Annotated in this window: 14 protein-coding genes; 6 read left to right on the forward strand and 8 right to left on the reverse strand. The window is 54.9% G+C overall.

All coding sequences use genetic code 11. The features are described 5' to 3' along the window. Window positions 1–604: 604 nt before the first annotated feature. Genes ACRBB0_RS18025 through ACRBB0_RS18035 form a run of 3 tightly spaced genes read left to right on the forward strand, consistent with a single transcriptional unit; the run spans window position 605 to window position 3622 of the window. Entirely contained in the window at window positions 605–1738 is a 1134-nt protein-coding gene (locus tag ACRBB0_RS18025) for an RNA ligase RtcB family protein (protein WP_431375848.1), read from the forward strand. Then, on the forward strand, window positions 1735–2376 hold the full coding sequence (gene prfH, locus ACRBB0_RS18030; protein WP_431375849.1) for a peptide chain release factor H: 642 nt from the start codon (window positions 1735–1737) through the stop codon (window positions 2374–2376). Before ACRBB0_RS18025 ends, prfH begins: the two co-directional genes overlap by 4 nt. A 1-nt stretch (window position 2377) precedes the next feature. After that, entirely contained in the window at window positions 2378–3622 is a 1245-nt protein-coding gene (locus tag ACRBB0_RS18035; RefSeq protein WP_431375850.1) for an AAA family ATPase, read from the forward strand. 49 nt (window positions 3623–3671) lie between these two features. Here the strand turns inward: ACRBB0_RS18035 and rtcR are convergent, their stop codons facing one another. Beyond that, complete coding sequence (gene rtcR / locus ACRBB0_RS18040) at window positions 3672–5234, reverse strand: RNA repair transcriptional activator RtcR (RefSeq protein ID WP_431375851.1); 1563 nt, start codon at window positions 5232–5234, stop codon at window positions 3672–3674. A 174-nt stretch (window positions 5235–5408) separates the two neighbouring features. Between rtcR and ACRBB0_RS18045 the strand changes: the two genes are divergently transcribed. Further along, window positions 5409–6965 carry an RNA-binding protein gene (locus ACRBB0_RS18045; RefSeq protein WP_431375852.1) on the forward strand — a complete coding sequence of 519 codons (1557 nt, stop codon included), beginning with the start codon at window positions 5409–5411 and terminating at the stop codon, window positions 6963–6965. Between the two features lie 510 nt (window positions 6966–7475). Beyond that, window positions 7476–8891, forward strand: a complete 1416-nt coding sequence (locus ACRBB0_RS18050) for an RtcB family protein (protein ID WP_431375853.1) — start codon at window positions 7476–7478, stop codon at window positions 8889–8891. A gap of 220 nt (window positions 8892–9111) precedes the next feature. On the opposite strand, the gene ACRBB0_RS18055 is transcribed toward ACRBB0_RS18050, so the two are convergent. From ACRBB0_RS18055 to ACRBB0_RS18070, 4 genes are all read right to left on the reverse strand, one after another. Next, entirely contained in the window at window positions 9112–11466 is a 2355-nt protein-coding gene (locus ACRBB0_RS18055; RefSeq protein WP_431375854.1) for a Hint domain-containing protein, read from the reverse strand. An 804-nt stretch (window positions 11467–12270) separates the two neighbouring features. Next, entirely contained in the window at window positions 12271–13059 is a 789-nt protein-coding gene (locus tag ACRBB0_RS18060) for an ATP-binding cassette domain-containing protein (protein WP_431375855.1), read from the reverse strand. Window position 13060: 1 nt separating this feature from the next. Continuing rightward, the gene (locus ACRBB0_RS18065) at window positions 13061–14185 is read right to left on the reverse strand and encodes an ABC transporter permease (RefSeq protein WP_431375856.1); all 1125 of its coding nucleotides are present in this window, start codon (window positions 14183–14185) and stop codon (window positions 13061–13063) included. 85 nt (window positions 14186–14270) lie between these two features. After that, window positions 14271–15221, reverse strand: a complete 951-nt coding sequence (locus tag ACRBB0_RS18070; protein WP_431375857.1) for a sugar ABC transporter substrate-binding protein — start codon at window positions 15219–15221, stop codon at window positions 14271–14273. Window positions 15222–15405: 184 nt separating this feature from the next. Between ACRBB0_RS18070 and ACRBB0_RS18075 the strand changes: the two genes are divergently transcribed. Beyond that, the gene (locus ACRBB0_RS18075; protein ID WP_431375858.1) at window positions 15406–16407 is read left to right on the forward strand and encodes a LacI family DNA-binding transcriptional regulator; all 1002 of its coding nucleotides are present in this window, start codon (window positions 15406–15408) and stop codon (window positions 16405–16407) included. 81 nt (window positions 16408–16488) lie between these two features. Here ACRBB0_RS18075 and ACRBB0_RS18080 read toward each other — a convergent pair whose 3' ends face one another. Genes ACRBB0_RS18080 through ACRBB0_RS18090 form a run of 3 tightly spaced genes read right to left on the reverse strand, consistent with a single transcriptional unit; the run spans window position 16489 to window position 19648 of the window. Continuing rightward, window positions 16489–17622, reverse strand: a complete 1134-nt coding sequence (locus tag ACRBB0_RS18080) for a Gfo/Idh/MocA family protein (protein WP_431375859.1) — start codon at window positions 17620–17622, stop codon at window positions 16489–16491. A gap of 12 nt (window positions 17623–17634) precedes the next feature. After that, window positions 17635–18528 carry a TIM barrel protein gene (locus ACRBB0_RS18085; RefSeq protein ID WP_431375860.1) on the reverse strand — a complete coding sequence of 298 codons (894 nt, stop codon included), beginning with the start codon at window positions 18526–18528 and terminating at the stop codon, window positions 17635–17637. Window positions 18529–18544: 16 nt separating this feature from the next. Next, a complete protein-coding gene (locus tag ACRBB0_RS18090) occupies window positions 18545–19648 on the reverse strand; it encodes a Gfo/Idh/MocA family protein (protein WP_431375949.1) in 1104 nt (367 codons plus the stop codon). Between the last annotated feature and the right edge of the window lie 59 nt (window positions 19649–19707).

A 19707-nucleotide genomic window follows, 5' to 3' on the forward strand; every position in this document is an offset into this window, starting at 1 on the left:
GGTATTGCCGAACCTCGCGCCAAATGACGCCACCCATAAGGTGTTTTGATGCAACGCAACGCGCCTGCGATACCTTCCCGATACTGGTTTGGTACTGGCCTAAGGCTGGCTCGATATTGGGTCGGTTAAAAGCCTTTGCGCCAAGCCGCCCAAACCAGAAAAGCGATCTGAGCCGCTAAGAGCTTCAAGCATCTGAATAAATTAAAATTTTTCATCCCCCTTGCGATCATAATGCCTTTCCCTAGGATGCCGTGCCAGACGCAGTTGCGGGTTCTCAAAGCATGGCAAGCACATCGCATCAGTGCCGTTCTCAAGGGTTAGGTCCCTGTCGCCGTTTGGGCACATGAGTGTTACTAAAAAATCACACGTCAACACGGCCGCCATCAAAATCCTTTGAAAGAATCACAGTTACCCAATACACGAAGGCACAAATTGGTCCCTTGGACCCAAGTCGTAACCCAAAACTAGGAAAGGGACCAAACATGCTTATTCGTCATTTCACCCTTTCTGGGCCGATCAACTCCTAATCTGAAATCTGGTCAGGTTTGATCCAATTCACCGGCGCACGGCCGGTGCCTCTACATTTGTATTTGGGTACTATCACATGGGCAATTCTGTCTTGGATGGTCGCGCGTCAGCTGTGCTCAGCGACGGCATCATCACTAAATTCTATACTTCTGCGGCTTGGATCGAAGGACAGGCCGAACAACAACTGGACGACATCAGCACTTGGACTGGCGTGCAAAAAGTCGCGGCTTTTCCTGATCTACACCCCGGTAAATATGGGCCGGTTGGCTGTGCAATTTTGGCAAATCGCATTTTCCCACAGTTGATTGGAAGCGACATCGGGTGTGGCATGTCGCTGTTTCAACTTGATCTGCCTTGGCGGAAATTCAAGCTCGAAAAGGCGCTGCGCCGACTGCGTTGCCTTGAGCAACCCGCATCATCGGATCAGCGTGGTCGACTCGAACAAGCCGACCTGCCTGCTGATCTGTTCGCAAAAGCGCTTGGTACGGTGGGCGGTGGCAATCACTTTTGTGAAATCCAAACCCTGTCCGAAGTCGACGCGAACACTGGTCTCGACAAAACGCGCCTTTATCTGTTGGTGCATTCGGGATCACGCGGATTTGGCAATGCGATCCTGAACTCTGTCCCCAACGGGGCGTTTGCCGGCCTGCTTGCCACGGAGGACGCGGCGCAGCTTTACCTGCAAGATCACGACCGAGCGGTTCGCTGGGCCAGCCTAAACCGTCAGATTATCGCAGAACGGGCCGCTGTTTCCTTGCGCGCTGATCTGACTTTGCTTGTTGATGCGCCACATAACCTGTTGACCCCCGAGAAAGGAGGCTGGCTGCACCGAAAAGGCGCAGCGGTTGCTGATCAACGACTGGTACCGCTTGCTGGATCGCGGGCGAGCGCAAGTTATTTAATGTCCTCCAATGACCATGCGGATGCGTTGGGCAGCCTCGCTCACGGCGCGGGTCGGCGGTACGACAGATCATCCATGCACGGCCGTGTTCGGGCGAAAAAGTCCGATTTAGAGGCCATGAAACGCACACCGTTCGGCGGGCGCGTTCTGTGTGAGGACCGCGATCTGCTCATTGAAGAGGCCCCCCTTGCTTACAAATCGTCCAAGTCTGTTGCTGAGGATTTGGAACGCACAGGTGCGGCGCATCGCGTGGCTGAGTTTCATCCGCTCCTGACCTTCAAGAAGACGCGCGCAGGGGGGCGGTCATGACGGACACAACATGCATCGCCCTTCTGGTCACCAGTGGGAACGGCCCGGTAGAATGCCAACAAGCCGTTGCGCATGTGCTGAACGCCATGCGCAACGAGGCTGAACTCTTTGCGATTGATTTCGACGCAAGTGGTTCACGCACACGGCACGGTTTCAAATCAGCTGTGGTGCTGATCAGCGGGGCACAGCGAAACGCCTTTGCAAACCGTTGGCGCGGCACGATCCGGTGGCGCGCCAAAAGCAATCTTCGCGTTCAGCACAATCGGGCCAACTGGTTTGTCGGCGTAATCGACCTGCCCGCGCCCGCCCTCGCCCCAAAGCGCCTGTACGAACGGGACGTTTCAGTCGAAACCTTTCGCGCTGGTGGCCCCGGTGGACAGCACCAAAACACGACGGATAGCGCCGTCCGCGTTGTGCACAAACCGACTGGCCTGACGGCGGTGGCGCGTGAAGAACGCTCTCAGCATCGCAACAAATCGCTGGCTCTGGAACGGCTACGCCAATTGATGGCAGCGCAGGTCGCAGCGCAAGAAGACGCGCAAAGGTCCACAACAAACCAACTGCACCATAGGTTAGAGCGCGGGAACGCTGTCAGATGTTTCAAAGGTCATCAGTTTCGCGAAGATGGGAAGCCATAGCATGGAGATACTCGTTCCAATCCTGACCAATGCCTTTGCAAGCGACCTTTTCGCCGGAGGTTTGGCGCTTGGTGTGTTTGGGGTCATAGCGGCCTTTTTGCGTACGACACTGATCGCTCTCTATCATGCGCTGGATAAACGCATTTGGGTCAGCCTGACGCTGGACAATCGGAGCCCAACCTATCGCTATTTTTGCATCTGGATGGAGCAAAACAGGGTTTTGGCCCGCTCTCGGCATGTCCGTATGACGGACGGAAGATGGGCCAGCGGCACCAAGGGCTTTGGGCCTGCTCCGGGGCGGCATTGGTTCTTTTCGGGCGGCAAGCTCTGCCGTTTGGAACGCGACATCGACGAGAAGTCAAAAATCGGGGCGGCCCAGAACCAACGCCCGATGGAAGTGCTGCAAGTGACCGTCCTTTTTGGCAAAGTAGAGACCATTCTTGGCTGGATCGAAACCGGGAAAGAGGTTGCTCAGACCAAGGACCGGGTCGGTCCGGGCCTCCATATTTTGAAGGGCGACTGGTGGGATCACGTTGGCGATGTACCGCGTCGCTCTATCAAGACTGTGCTTGTGGATGATGATCGCATCGAGAGCGTGCTAACCGACATGCGTTGGTTTTATCGCGCCAATGATTGGTACGCTGAACGCGGTATTCCGTGGCGGCGTGGATACCTTTTTCACGGACCTCCTGGAACGGGAAAATCCAGTCTTATTCGTGCCTTGGCATCTGAGGTTTCGCTGGATATCGCCACACTTGATATTGGGCGTTCGGGTCTGACAGATGATGATCTGCGTGAAGCTATGATGTGCGCCCCAGCCGGATCATTGATCGCGATCGAAGATATCGACGCCGTTTTCGCTCAACGCGAGGGCGGAGAGAAACGCACAGGCGTCAGCTTCTCGGGGTTGCTCAATGCCATTGATGGCGTGGCAGCTCAGGAAGGGCGTGCGCTGATCATGACGACGAACCACAAGGACAAGCTAGATCCCGCCCTCATTCGCCCCGGCCGCGCCGATGTTCATGTCGAACTTGGCCTCGTTGGCGCAGCGACAGCGCGACGTTTGTTTGCGCGCTTCTTTCCCGATGAGCATGACTTGGCCCTGCTTTTTGAACGGCATTTAGGAGGTCAGACATTCAGCCCGGCGCAGATTCAAGGATGGTTGTTGACCAACAGTTCCAACCCTTATGACGCGGCCCAGGCGTCTGGTTTGATTTTGCCGTTGCAAGGCGTTGCGGCAGAATAGCCTGGCAACGGGCGGGCCGAATACTCTGCCCTCCAACCGGGCAACGAGATTACATCGCCCCCCAGTCCAAACCAAACTTCGCCAAGTATTTTCGCAGCCTGTCTGCGTCGTTCTGGGTTTTCCGCTTACCACGGGACACCGCAAACAAAGCACGGCCCGACGCGCTCAGACTTGAGGCGTTTCGGCAGGTTCGGATGACATGCGCCAACTGAACCAGATCGAAGGGATCCACATCGGAGGCAGCGTCGCCCATCACGTCTGCAACCAGCTTGAAATCATCGTTGGACTGTGCGGATTTCCAATCGGCTTGCAGCGTTTCGATTTCGGCTGCAACCATGGCCTTTGTGATCCGACCTCGGGGGGCAAGTGTGCACAAACGACGGATTGAACCTGAAAAATCCCGAAAGTTGCCCGGCCATTGGGTCGCGGGATCTTGGGCGAACCTCAAAAACTGGTCACGCGCATCGGTATTGAAACCGACATGCGTCCCCAAGTCCCTTTCGCAGCGCTCCAACTCGTGCAGCAAATTTGCCTCAATGTCCTCAACTCGGGTGCGAAGCGCAGGCAATGTAAAGCTCCACATGTTCAATCGGGCAAGCAGATCTGGGCGAAATTGACCTGAGGCAGCCAAACTGCGCAAGTCTCGGTTTGCGCCTGCGATAAGGTGAAACCGGCTCGAAATCTCGTGATCCGAACCCAGCGGATAAAACCGACCGGTTTCGGTGGCATGCAGCAAAACAGACTGCATATTGGCATTCAATTCATCGACGTCATCCAGAAACAAGACCCCGCCATCGGCTTCACGCAACACTCCGCTCCGCTCAGTTCCCGCGACCCCAAGATAGGAGCGCCGCTGACCAAACAACATCGCCATCCCATCCGGGCCATTCAGTGTCGCGCAATTCACATGAACCAGACGCCCTTTGACGCGGCGGCGATCAAGTTTGAGACCGTGAATGCGCCCGGCCAACTCTGTCTTTCCGGTACCTGTCTCTCCCAAAAGCAGGATCGGCGCATCGGAGTTGCTCGCGACAAGCTCAATTTTGTCGATCAACTCATTATATGCCGGGTTACGCGTTGCGATCCCTCCCTTCAGCTGATCACTGTGCTCTCTCGACAACTGGTCAAACCGCTGCTGCAGCGCGTTGTACCGGCTGAGGTCCAGATCAATAATGTCAAAGCTTGGGGTTGCCTCATCTCGCCCCGGCGGACCCGTCTGGATCAACTGTGCAGGCACATGACGGCTTTCAGTGAGCAAAAACCAGCAAATCTGAGCCACATGCGTTCCGGTGGTCAGGTGCACATGATAGCGTTCGCGGTCTTCGTCAAACCCGTATGAGCGCGCAAAATCAAACAGCTTGCCATAGACTTCCTGAAAATCCCAAGGGTCTGTCAGGTCAAGTTGCCGAAGTAGGACCTCTGTTTCGGGCGATGCCACTTCGATATCACGCTGCACCTGTTTAGCGAGGCGATGAAACCTCATGTCATATAGAATTTCGAGCCGATCAACATGGAAGTGGTCATGGCTGACAAGACTGACCGTCGGCCGCCAACGCCGCTTTTTACCCATATCAAGTTGCGTTCCGAGAAAGCCAATCACTACATTCTTCACGCACTATCCAATTCGATAAATCTATATCTTTCTATATAGTATTTTTGCGGCGCATTTCGGTCAACACTCAAAATACACCATTAATTTCAATGGACTGCAGGATTTTTCGATCTTTCTCGGACCAGCACCTCTTTCATGTCAAAAACGTCTCATCAACAAGGAAGGACGAAAGCAATGGCAAACAAATCCGTGTTTGCATCGATGAAAGGCCGGTTGCTGCCCAAAGCGACTGTGAAGAACGCCGAGGGCGCTCCGGCCTACGCTTATTCCGATGCGCATGCCTTGGCCCAAGCGGCTGTGACCGGGACCTTCGGCGGCATGTTCTATCAAAGCGCTCAGGATGAGCTGGGGCAAGTCGTTGATCTGGCTGAAAAATTGGACCCGCGCCTCTTGGCCCAGGCCGCGATATATGCCCGACAGCGCGGGTATATGAAGGATATGCCTGTGGTTTTGCTCGCCGCGTTGGCGCGCCGTGATCCTGTATTGTTTCGTGCAACCTTTGGTCGCGTGGTGGACAACGGCAAAATGTTGCGGGGCTTTGTTCAAGTGATCCGTTCGGGCCAGACAGGGCGTAAGTCACTGGGATCTGCCCCCAAGGCAATGGTGCAAAACTGGCTAAACACCGCCACGGATCGCGCCTTGCTCTTGACCAATATTGGCAACGACCCGTCCTTGGCGGATGTGATCAAAATGGTGCACCCAAAGCCGGCAACAGCCGAACGGGAAGCCTTGTTTTCCTGGATACTCGGGCGGCCGTGCGATGCGGCACGGCTGCCGCAGGAGGTGCAGGACTGGCTGGCATTTAAAACGACCGGGAAAGGCCGGATGCCGGATGTTCCGTTTCAGATGCTGACGCAGCTTAAACTGACATCCCACCAGTGGGCTCGATTGGCGCGCAAAGGATCGTGGCAGATGGTTCGTCAGAACCTGAACACGTTTCACCGTCATGGCGTGTTCGGTGTGCGCAGGAATATCGACCATGTGGCCACCCTTCTTAACAACACCAATGCGATCGTCAAGGCACGAGCGCTCCCTTATCAGCTGATGGTGACAGCCCAAAACATCGCGGCAGACATGCCACACGAAATCGTGGATGCGCTGCATGATGCAATGGAAAGCGCGCTGTTCAACGTGCCCAAGGTTTACGGCCAAGTGGTTGTGTGCCCTGATGTTTCAGGTTCCATGACCTGGCCGTTGACGGGGCATCGCCCCGGGGCGACCTCGGTCCTGCGGCATGTGGATGTTGCGGCCCTTATGGCCGCTGCGCTCCAGCGCGCCAACAAGGGATGCCAAGTCTTGCCGTTCGATTATGACGTACGAGAAATACGTCTTCGTCCGCGTGACGCGGTTCTGACCAACGCCGAACGCCTGGCCCGTTTGGCTGGCGGCGGCACCAACTGTGCCGCGCCGCTCGTTTGGCTAAATAAGCGCGGTCGCGCTCCGGATCTGGTGGTGTTTGTGTCTGACAACCAATCCTGTGTGGACACTAAAAATACGGGGCAAGGCACCGCAATGATGCGCGAGTGGGAAACGATCAAACGTCGAAATCCCAACGCCAAATTGGTCTGCATTGACCTGGCACCCTATGGGAACACGCAGGCCCAGACACGCACAGACGTGCTGAATGTCGGCGGGTTTTCGGATGCGGTCTTTGACCAGATCGCGGCCTTTGCCAAAGGTCAAAGCGGATCGGACCATTGGGTTCGAGAGATCGAGAAGATCGACTTGTAACATCACCTCGGGCGACGGATCGCCCGAGGAACTTAACAAAGGATAAGACGCGGCGAATGCCGGTGAAACAACACATAAGAGCGCTCATTGTCAGAGCAGAGGCGGCAGGATCATATCATGTTTCATCAGCGCTATAGCGTCGGAGAACCAGTGGGTGTGAGACCAATGACAAGCGCTCTGACCCAAGTAAAAGATGACGTCGGATCGCACACAACCGACCGAGCCTAATTATATCCGGGGGAATGCACGTGAGAGTACATCGCTATAAAACGACCGCCGAAAGGCCTCTCACGACCCCTTGTCCTCCGGTTTCGAAATAAATGAATTGAAAGGAAAACCCGGCGAATGCCGAAGGAACTACATGGCATCAGAACGGAAAGACTGAGTGGGTTCAACTCCCCTCCTAGCCAGAGCCCAGACGGAAAACGCATCTGCCCATTCAGATGCGGGGCGAGTCTTCCAAGTTTCTTCACCTTTGTCGCCGGGACCATTGAAGAGTGAGATGAGATGATGAGCAAAGACCTGCAAGGTTATCCTGTGACAGGGGACCACTTGAAAGACTGGGGCCACCGTCCCGGCAAGCAATTTCCAACACTTTTGGCCAAGGCAAATGATTTGCGCGCCGAAGGCTACGGCCTTGTCCGCATCCGCGCAGAACTGGCGAGCGAGATCGCCCCGCCTCCTGCCACTATGGCCTTGCGCACACCGGGGGAAATCCCGTTTACCGAGAACATTGACGTGGAGCACCCAGACGAACAACACAACGTAAGCAAAGTGCGCGAAACCATGACCGCCGTGATGCAGACGCCGACAATCGCTGCGGGGGCGATCATGCCCGATGCATGCCCGGCCGGTCCGATTGGCACGATTCCGGTTGGCGGTGTGGTGGCTGCGCGCAATGCCATCCATCCGGGGATGCATTCCGCTGACATATGTTGTTCGGTGATGATCTCTGATCTGGGCAATGCCGATCCAAAAGCTGTGCTGGATGCGGCGCAATCCGTGACGCATTTTGGCCCCGGCGGCCGGGCGCAAGGCAAGCGTTTCACCACATCTCTCAAGCTCTTGGACGTGTTTCGGGAAAACCCGTTTTTGAACAGCCCCAAAACAGTGCGCATGGCGCAAGAACATATGGGGACACAGGGCGATGGGAACCATTTCCTCTTTGTCGGTCGGTCGCGCAAGACCGGGCGCACAGCCATGGTGACCCATCATGGATCACGTGGCCCTGGGGCTGCTCTATACAAAACCGGCATGCATGTCGCCGAGAGGTTTCGCAAACAACTTTCGCCTGAAACGGCCAAACAAAACGCTTGGATTCCGGCCGATGTCGAAGAAGGGCGCGACTATTGGGAGGCCCTTCAATTGATCCGCAAATGGACCAAGGCCAACCATAACGCCATCCACCAAGCGACAGTCGAAACCGCTAAACTGGGCGACATGGGTGATCGGTTTTGGAATGAACATAACTTCGTCTTCAAACGGGACGATTTGTTTTATCACGGCAAAGGGGCGACCCCTGCTTGGGATGGTTATGCCATGGACGCGACGGGGCTGACGCTCATTCCGTTGAACATGTCCGAACCGGTTTTGGTCGTGCGGGGACAAGACACCAAGAATGGACTTGGTTTCAGCCCGCACGGTGCCGGGCGCAACTATTCACGGTCCGAGCATAAACGCCGGATGGGAGCTGTTACGCCTGAACAGTTGCTGGCGGCTGAAACCGAGGGGTTGGATGTGCGTTTCCACGCTGGCGGCGTTGATGCATCTGAGCTGCCATCCAGCTACAAGAGTGCAGACAGCGTCGTGGCCCAAATCAAATCCTACGGGCTTGCGGAGATCGAAGATTATATCGATCCTTACGGCTGTATCATGGCCGGAGACGTGCCGCCGTTTTGGAAAAACAAACGAAAGGGTCGCCGGTAAGACACCGGCGATCTACGCGTGTCATTCTTTGAAAGGCGATTTGACGGCGGAGCGTTGCCCGTTGTGCGAAGATCTGACACCCAAACGGAACCTTCAGCATTGTACTCAAACGCAGGTTCAAGAAAGTGACTAACGCCGGTTATTCAATTGAAAAACTGAGTTCCCATGGTCTGCCCCTAGCGGGCACGCAATCGGTACGGCTGTCTTGCGTGCTGCCCTGTTAGCAATAGACAGATGCGTACCGATGTGACCGTTCCATGATGTGCTGGACGTCCCTACGTTTGGCAAAGACGCGGGCGCTTGGGCCATAGACCTCTGAAAAGCTCAAGGAATCTTGGGTTCGCGAGAGTTTTGGAAATGCAATCCGCAACCGAAAGTATGCGTCCAACGTTAACGCCCGTAGGGCCCGCGTCCCTGGATAGAAGCTTTCAGAGGCGACCCCTTCAGCAAACACAATCTGATGCGCATCAAACATGAGATGAAAATAGGTTATCCGTTTTTTCCCATGCGCAATTCGCACTGGCAGCCCCCTGGTATCAACAAGGTGAGCCGCCCGAACCAAATGGTCGCGGCCGATCAACACGGAATGCTGCCGGGACAAACCGAGAGTGCGTTTAGCCCCTAAAACGCCTTTGGGAACCAAAACCGGCTTTAGCTTGGGATTCGATCTCAGCAAGTCATTTTCAACGGAACGGTGACCAATCCAGCGGATACGCTGGGGCCCATTGTCCATAGTCGTGACCAGGTCTCCGGTTTTTAGATCTTCAACTAGGACCTCTCCCTTTGGGGTGCGAATGGCGGTTCCCATCGCAAAGCAGATCACCCCGGTGTTTTCTGCTGTAAAGCTGGTGCCATCTGCACTTGCTCCGGTGAAGGTGAGCGCCCCGGTGCCAAAGCTCGTATTATCAGAGTAATCGACCCCATCAACGCCATCGTTGGACTGGTTGAGAACCCCATCATCAGCTTGGTCTGCATGCAATTCTTGGATGTGATCATAAAATGCACTGAGATCAATGAAATCGTTATTTGTGCTGTCACCATCACGCAGAGTACCGGTATTTCCTGCATTGAAGTCCGAGATCGTGTCACGGCCATCGCCAGCTGTGTAGACAAAGATATCGTCGCCATCACCACCTGTAAGGTGGTCGTCACCCGTGCCACCAACGAGGCTGTCGTTATCAGCACCGCCATCGAGGCTATCGTTGCCGTCCCCCCCTTCCAGCGTGTCATTGCCAAGTGTGGCAACAATCGTGTCATCACCGCTTCCGCCGACAAGACTATCGTCGCCGGCGGAATTGTGCAGCACGTCGTTCCCATCACCACCGTCAAGCGTGTCGTTCCCAAGGCCCGTGGTTAGGAAGTCATCACCGGCACCACCTTCGATGAAATCGTCCCCGTCACCACCATGGAGCGTATCCTGCCCGCCGCCGCCAGACAGAGTATCGTTGCCTTCGCCGCCAAGGGCATAGTCATCCCCCTCGCCCCCCAAAATACTGTCGTTATCGGCGCCGCCGTCCAAACTGTCATTGCCGTCGCCGCCCTCTAGGGTGTCATTGCCAAGCGTGGCGACGATCGTGTCGTCACCACTGCCACCCAATAGGCTGTCATCCCCAGCCGAGTTGTACAGCGCGTCATTGCCGCTGCCGCCGACCAATGTGTCATTGCCAATGCCGGTGCTAAGAACGTCGTTGCCTTCGCCCCCCTCGATGTAGTCATCGCCCTCCCCGCCTGAGAGCGTGTCGTTACCGGCCCCACCCAACAGTGTGTCGTGCCCGTCGCCGCCATCAAGGCTATCGTGACCGGTTCCTTCGCCATCCGGCGCCGAGAAGCTAACAGTTGTCAGACCGAAATCTGAGCCATCCGACCCATCAGATTGCATGTTTGATGAAATGACGAGCTGATCAAACTGGCCATGTCCCGCAATGTCGATCGTACCATATCCGCGGCCAGGAACACTTTCCTCAAAATCGCCTTCGGCGACCAGCTGGCCATCGTTATAAATTGCCCAATGCCCGACTTCGCCATAATACGACGAGTACAAGTGAATATAGTCAAAGGACGCCTCTGTTGTGGCCGTGTCAAAATTGATCGTTACGTTTTCACTCAGGCCCGACGCTTTGTCGAAACCAATTTGTTGGTGAACGCCACTATCGCTATCTGAAACGGTCCCACCTGCGCCAAAAAAACCGCTGCCATGAACGTCTATGTTGGACACGCTGGCGGTTGTTTGCTGCCCCGCAACAATATTTGTTGCAGTCACTGTGTAACCGTTTGATGTATCGGAAAAATTGGTTCGGTCTATGGTCTTGGTGACGAGCCCCGCGCCATCCCCGACAATGCGGTCGTCACCATCATTTCCGAAAATGGTATCATCGCCAGAACCACCTTGGACATAATCGTTGTCGGCACCGGCAGTGATCTGGTCATCATCGTTGGAGCCGATAATTTCGTACTCGAACTTAGATCCGGCAGTCACATCCACAAGATCGTTGTAGTCTGGCGCGTTTTCATCGGTGACGTCCGACACAGATGTGACTGTGTATGTGACACCAGGATCCAGTTCGCCGTCGCTCACCCAGCCTTCGTGCTTGTTATCAATCTCAACCCGGTAAAGGGTTATAACGTCCCCATTAGCGGCCGTGAGAAGGTGCGCCGTTTCAAGATAAATATCACCGGTTACCTCTTCCTTCAGCTCACCTTTGGAAAACGTGCTATCACCCCGGATTGTCCCGAGTCGCCCTCGTCTTCGTATCGTCCGTGGTGGCCATGGTGGCCGTGGTGGCCGTGTGTATTATGATGGCTGTGGGTATTTACCCCAGCGTTAAAGGTCGCAGCATCGGCTGAGGCACCCGACTCTGTAATATCAAAATGCAGGCAATGCTTCTCAAGTGAAAATCTTGGGGAAAGCTGAAATGTGATCAAAAGCTTTTTTGTTGTACCCTATAACATCAGGCATTGCAGAGTTTCCTTGTTACGACACACTTTCCGACAGTCTCGAAAACAAGGAAAAAAGCAGTTAAACACGAGAATTTCGCACGCAGAATATGCGGAAAATTTTCTGTTATCCTTCAAGGACTAATGGGAGGCGGTCCCAAAATGTGTTTTGCCTCAAGTCTTGAAAACAGGAGGTCAAAATCTCCTGTTAAAAACGGAGCTAAGGGAAGGCTTTGACTGCCAAACTATTGGGCTTTGGTCTCGTAACCGGCGTTGTTGCCCCGATCCGAAGCACAGCAGGAGCGGCCCTTGTCATGTGGAAGATTCCAGCTGTTCACGACGGACAGCACAACCATTTGTGCCAAAACAGTCGGCCGCGCCACGCGCATATAGTGTCAAAGCCCTTTCGGGGCACTTCGACCTGCTTGTGACGCAGCCTAAGACCTTAAACTGTGCCGCCCAAACTGCCTTCAAGCGCCACCATTTCTTGACCACCCGCCATCAGATCCTGCAGTTCCTCAGGTGTGATTTGACCGCGCTGCGCCGTCCCGAGTGTCTTGCCACGGTTCAAAACCGTGAACCGATCTCCGACAGCCAAGGCATGGCGAACATTGTGAGTAATAAAGACCACAGCGATGCCTTGCTTGCGGACCTTATCAATGGTGGCAAGCACATTGGCCGTCTGCCGCACACCAAGGGCCGATGTGGGTTCGTCCAAAATCAGAACCTTGGCCCCAAAATGTACCGCACGCGCAATAGCCACTGTTTGGCGCTCGCCCCCCGATAGGGTTCCGACCGCCTGATCAGGGCCACGCAAGTTAATGCCCATTTTGCGCATCTCTTCCATGGTGACACGGTTCGCATAATCATGATCAAAGAATGACAGAGGTCCGACCTTCTTTTCTGGCTCATTGCCCATAAAGAAGTTACGGCTCACCGACATCAGCGGGATCATCGCCAAATGCTGGTGGACCGTCGCAATCCCAGCTTCGATCGCATCCCTCGGGTTCTGAAAATGCAGGGGCTTGCCTTCGAACTCAATCGTGCCGTGGGTGGGTTGGTGAACCCCCGACATGGTCTTGATAAAGGTCGACTTGCCGGCACCATTGTCGCCAAGAAGGCAATGGCACTCGCCGGGGAAAACATCGACAGAGACACCGGCCAGAGCAATGACACTGCCGAAATGCTTTTCGATATCCTTCATCTGGATGATGGGGGCTTTTTCCGGGTTCATCTTAACGCTCTCCCGTGATGATGCGGCGAATATAGGTGTTTAGGATCACAGCTCCGAGCAAGATCACACCAAGGAACACGCGGAACAGCGAGCTTTCGACCCCTGCAAAAAACAGCCCCTGTTGAACCACGCCAAAGATAAGCGCCCCAAGTGCCGCCCCAAGAACCGAGCCATAGCCACCAGTCAACAGCGCCCCGCCGATGACCACTGCGATAATCGCTTCAAATTCTTTGAGCAATCCACGGTCTGCACCCGCTGAGCCGAATTCCATCACCTGACAAACGGCAAAGATCGTTGCGCAAAATGCCGTGAACATGAACATCAGGATCTTAACCTTGTTCACTGGAACACCCGAATTACGGGCGGCCTCAGCATCTCCGCCCGAGGCGAAAATCCAGTTTCCAAATTTGGTCTTGGTCAAAAGGATGTGGCCAAAGATGATCAAAATGATCGCCCAGACGATCAACATAGGAATGCCATCGACCACGGGCTGACCTTTGCGGGTGCCGCGTTCGAATGTAGCAATCATGCCCGCGTCAGCCAACCAAACGAACAACCCTTGAAAGATTTCGCCGCCAAAGACCGCTGCCAACCAATCGCCCTCGGCTACGTCTTTGATGCCCCCGATAATCGTTTTGCGCTCAATCACTTGCGGCAAAAAGATTGTGAAGCCGCGCAGGATGAACAAGAAGGCGAGCGTTACGATGAAACTTGGCAGACCCGTCCGGATCACGATCCAGCCGTTGAGCGCACCAATCGCGATGCAAACCACAAACGTCACAATGATCGCCATCCAAACCGGCCACCCCAACGTGACCGAAAAGATTGCGACCAACATTCCCGCAAAACCAATCATGGAGCCGACGGACAGGTCAAACTCTCCGGCGATCATAAGCAAGCATGCGCCCACTGCGATAATCATGAACTGGGCCGAAACGATCGACCAATTCATAATGCCCTGACTGTTGAACATTCCGCTATCGAAAGCGAACAACAGGAAAAACGTAAACACGGCGACAGTTCCGACCATCCCGCCCAATTCTGGACGAATCAGCGCTTTTCGGAACGCAGAGATGTCCTTGATGCGCTCGTCGGTCTGTACCGTGGGTTGGGTCGCGTCTTGCATGCGACATCCCCCTTTTTGATTTGATTGTCAGGAAAGTATTCAGAAGCAGTGAGGACGCCGGTCATGCGGCGTCCTCAAGGAGAGTTTAGCGGTATTCGCCTGCAAACTCTTCGATCTTAGTCAGACCATCCGCAGTTACGAAACCGGGGCCTGAGTTGATGTTGTTGCCGGGCAAAACACCGAAGCGGTGATAGTTGGCCATCACGACCACTGGCAGGTAAGCCTGCAAGAAGGGCTGTTGGTCGATGCCCCACTGGATGACACCCGATTTGATACCTTTGACGATTTCACCGCCAAGGTCGAAAGTGCCGAAATAGATGTCACCGGCCATACCGTTTTCATCAAGCGCCAAAAGCGTCGGATCAGCCGAGGTCGGGCCAAGTGTCAAAACCGCATCTGTATCAGGATTGGCCGAGAGATAGGCCAGAACACGGTTTTTGATTTCTGCCGGATCTTGCCCCGCATCAATCATCTGGTTGCCAAGTTCAATTCCCAAACCATCTGCAAAACCTTGGCAGCGTTCTTGGCTCGAGGGCTGAACGATGTAGTGGTTAACGCACAGGAACGACCCAATGCCGTCACCCTTGGCGCGCAACCCAGCGGCGTAACCGGCATCATACTCGGGCTGACCGATATACATCAAAGCACCAACTTCGCGGGCTTTTTCCGGGGTGCCGGTGTTCATGATGATCACGTCAACACCGCTATCAACGGCTGACCGAATAGGCCCTTCGAGAATATCGGGGTCTGCCAGGGTGGTGATGATACCATTGGGACCAGACGCAGCGGCCTGCTCAATGATGCGCGCCATGTCGGCAAGGTCGCCGGTGGGCGGGTTGCGATACTCGACCTCGACACCCATCTGTTCGCCAGCAAGCGCGATACCGTTCTTGATGGTGTTCCACCAGCTGTCACTGTCCGGTGCGTGGCTGACGAGAATGTACTTCTCACCTTCTGCTGACGCAGTGGTCGCCGCCATAAACGGCGCAGCCACAAGTGCAGTTGCCAGCGTCAGTTTCCTAAGCAGTGTTGTCATGTGATCCTCCCAAGATTCACTTTATTAAGAGCGACAGCGGCCTTGGACCGCCACTCCGACTCAAAGTTAAACACATCCACCGTCATTTTGCAACCGGTTGCAAAATTTAATAAAACGTTTCATGCTGCATCCTCAGGGGAAACGCGTTAAGAAAGGCGCCGCAGATACCAAAGGAAGACCCAGAATGGCCGTTACATTGAAAGAGGTTGCAGAGCGTGCGGGCGTTTCCCGCTCCGCAGTCTCGCGCACTTTCACCGACGGCGCGTCTGTGTCCGAAAAAATGCGTCGCAAAGTGCAGAAAGCCGCCGATGACCTGGGATATAGCCCCAATGCGCTGGCCTCATCTTTGACAACCGGGCGCACCAAACTCATCGGTCTGGTCTCCAACAACTTTCATAACCCGATTTTTTTGGAAGTTTTTGATCTTTTTACAAAGGGGCTCCAAGATCGCGGATTGCGCCCTTTGCTTGTCAACCTTTCAAGCGAAATCGACCCGGAAAGCTCGGTCCGAATGATGCGGCAATATTCCGTTGATGGTGTCGTGGTCGCCTCGTCAACCCTCCCCCCCGGCTTCTCAAAAGCATTCCGTGATGCCGGGGTTCCTGTTGTTCACGCCTTTGGCCGGTCTGCCTCCACGCCCCAGGTGCATGTGGTCGGCATTGATAACGTCGAATGTGGTCGGATGGCTGCGCGCGAACTTGTTTCGCGTGACTATTCTCATGTGGCATTCCTCGGTGGACCAGAAGCCGCAACATCCACCCAAGATCGTTACTCGGGTTTCATGTCTGAAATGGGCGCGCATTCGAAGGTCAAAACCAGCTATTCTTTTGCAGACGCCTATTCGTTTGACGCGGGTCGCCGCGAAATGATGCGACTGTTACGCCAAAATCCCGCCCAAGCTTATTTCTGCGGTGATGACGTTTTGTCGATTGGGGCTTTGTCAGCGATACAAGACAGCAAACTGACCTGCCCCAAAGACATTGGCATCATTGGATTGAACGACATGGAAATGTCCCGATGGGAAAACATCAACCTGACGACGATCCACCAACCGATCCGGCAAATTGTTTCGTCATCAATCGAGCTGATGGCGGGGATGCTCGACGAACCTGATCGCTTGCCAGAAGCCCGTATCTTCCCTTGCTCCGTGGTTGAACGGGGCACCCTGCGCCCCCGGTCGGATTGACCCAAAACCCTCTAAGACGCTATATTAAATTGAGAAAATTAACACCTCCAATTAAAAGACCGGGCGTTCGCCCGGCCTATGTTATTTGAAAATTGACGGCCGCGCATCTTTCCATGCCCCGCCGTCTTTTGCCGAAGCCACAGCCGTGTGAACCGCTGACATAGACCGGACCCCATCCGCGGCATTGGGCAACCCATCTCGAATTTCTCCGCGAATGGCATCGGCCAGATCACAATAGATATTGGCCACCGCAAGCGGAAACCCTTCTGGGTGCGCAATCGACACACGGCTTAGGCGTTGTGCATCGTCATGCAACCCACCCTCGCCTTTTTCGATGATCTGCGTTCGGCCACCAACCGGGGTATAAATCAACTGGTTCGGCTGCTCAGACGCCCAGCGCAGACCTCCGGTTTCCCCAAATACCTGAATGTCGAACCCATGCTGGCGGCCAATCGCGACAGAGGATGTCCAAAGCCGCCCAACAGTTCCGCCCTGCATACGGAAGTTGACCATTGCGTCATCCTCCAACTCACGGCTTGGGATGGTCGACGCAAAATCAGCGGACAGTGTCGCGACTTCATCGTTGCAGATAAAGCTCGCCATGTGCAATGCATGGATCCCACAATCGGCGAACTGCCCAGAAACCCCTGCCATTTCAGGGTTATAGCGCCAACGGACCCGTGGGTTATCGGCATCCGTCGCATCCCCGTGATGTCCGTGACTAAAGGCCGTCACAACCAAACGCACCTTGCCAATTTCGCCGTTTTGGACCATCGCGCGGGCCTGGCGCACCATCGGATAGGCCGAGTAGCAATAGTTTACCGCACAGATTTTACCGGTCTTCTCAGCCACACGAACAATCTCTTCACCTTCCTCGACCGTCATGGTCATCGGTTTTTCGCAGAGCACGTTAAACCCAGCCTCCAGGAAGGCCTTGGTGATCTCAAAATGTGTAGAATTCGGCGTGGCGATGGTGACCAAATCAATGCGATCGGACCGCCCCTTTTCACCCTCTAACATCTCAGTCCAATCACCATATGCGCGATCAGGGGCAACCCCCAACCGCTCCGCATATTCGCGCCCGGCATCCGGTCTATGATCAAGTGCGCCAGCGGCCAGTTCAAAATGGCCATCCGCCAAAGCCCCCAAGCGGTGCGCAGGGCCAATCTGGCTACCTTCGCCGCCGCCAATCATTCCCCATTTAAGCTTCTGCATCTCGTGGCCCCTTTAGTTAAAGCCAATATTTTCAAGGTATTCTCTGTTCATCCGAGCGTCTCCAACGGGATCGGGATCCAATGTCGGATCACAGTCTTGCTCAACCGTACACCAGCCCTCAAACCCTGCTTCCACCAAAATCTGGCGCACCGCTGGAAAATCCACATCACCCTCACCAAGATTGCAGAAAATCCCCTGACCACAGGCGTCATAAAACCCGGTGCGATTGCCGATGACATCGGCCTTCACTTTTGGGTCTATGTCCTTGAAGTGCATATAAGAAATTCGCTCAATATGGCGCTTCATGAACGCCACCGGATCAAAGCCCGCATAAGAGTGATGCCCCGTGTCGAAACAGATCTTTAGGATTTCTTCGTCAACCTCGTTGAGCAAGCGTTCAAGCTCTGGCTCGAAATCCAAGAACCCGCCAGCGTGTGCGTGAATACCGACTGTTAAGCCATATTCTTCGGCCCCAATCCGCGCGCTTTCTGCGATACGATCACGGTAGGCATTCCACTCAGCCTGATCCATCTGCTCGGCTTCGCTAGCACGGCCAGCCGTCGGCGCGCGTCTGGGAGAGATCGAGTCGATAAGGACTAAATGTTCGGCTCCATGTGCCTTTAGGGAGCGCGCGGTTCGATGCGTCGCATCCAGAACATCCTCCCAAGCGGCAGGATCATGATAGGGGCGAAAAACAACGCCGCCGGTCAGCTCAAGGTCATGCTCAGCCAATCCATCTGCAAGCAACGCAGGGTCTTCGGGCATGAACCCGACGGGGCCCAATTCGATCCCCTTGTAGCCAGCTTGGGCACATTCCCTGAGCACGGTTTGCCATGTTGGATTACGTGGATCTTGGGCAAATTCCACGCCCCAGGAACAAGGGGCATTTCCGATTCTGATGGTCATGTTTTGTCTCCGATTATCAGAAGCGACTGATATCTTTCCATGTTTCGTCTTTGGACGAGGCCAGAGTTGCCGCCACGACGCGGTTGACCTCATGGCCATCTCGAAAGGTTGGCCAGACGGGTTTTCCGGTTTCGATTGCGCGCAAAAAGTCACGGGCTTCGATGATGATTTGATCCTGATAGCCAGTGCCGTGGCCGGGTCCTTGGCAAAAAGGTTCGTAATTGGGATGGGCTGGGCCGGTCAAAATCTTGCGAAACCCGCGTTCGGCTTGTGGTCCGTCCATGCGGTATAGCCAAAGAGCGTTCTGATCCTCTTGGTCAAAGCGGATTGCCCCCTTTGTTCCCGTGATTTCATAGGCGTAGCCCATCTTTCTACCGGTCGCGATCCGCGAGAAAAACAAATGCCCCATGGCTCCGTTTTCAAACCGGCACATCACCTGCGCGTGATCATCATTGGTAACTTCTCCACCGGGGCGGGACTTGTGAACCGTCTCAACCGTTCCCATCACCTTTGCGATTGGTCCCATCAAAGCCAGCGCGGCGTTGATCATATGAGGTGCCAAATCGCCCATGGTCCCGTTGGCCATGCCGGTTGTCCGCCAGGACGCAGGTGCGTTCGGGTCCGCATAGAAATCTTCGGTATGCTCCCCACGAAACCATGTAATATTGCCTATTTCACCAGCGGCAACCAATTGCCGGGCGAATTGGCTGGCGGGGGTGCGGATGTAGTTGAACCCGACCATATTCGCCACGCCTGACGCCTCCGCCGCGGCAACCATGGCGGCACTCTCCTCCAAGGATGCGCCAAGCGGCTTTTCACACAAGACGGGCTTGCCGGCGGCAAAAGCAGCCTCGGCAATTTCACGATGCGTCTCCTGAGGCGATGCAATAACCACCGCCTGAACCTTCGGATCCGCGACCAACTTTTGCCAATCTGATGTGGCCCGTGAAAATCCAAAGGCTTTGCGATACCGCTCGGCGCTTGCGTCGCGAGAGGCGCAAACCATCTCCAAATGCGGCCTCAGGCCCGTGTTGAACACCGCCCCGACAGAAGACATAGCAACCGCATGGGCCTTACCCATGTAGCCGCCTCCAATAATGCCGATCCCGACTTTAGTCACGCTGCGCATCTCTCCAATTTGAAATTCTGTTTGCAACCGGTTGCAAAACTTGTATCTTG

It is taken from the genome of Pelagimonas sp., assembly GCF_050633425.1.
Taxonomy (GTDB): Bacteria; Pseudomonadota; Alphaproteobacteria; order Rhodobacterales; family Rhodobacteraceae; genus Pelagimonas.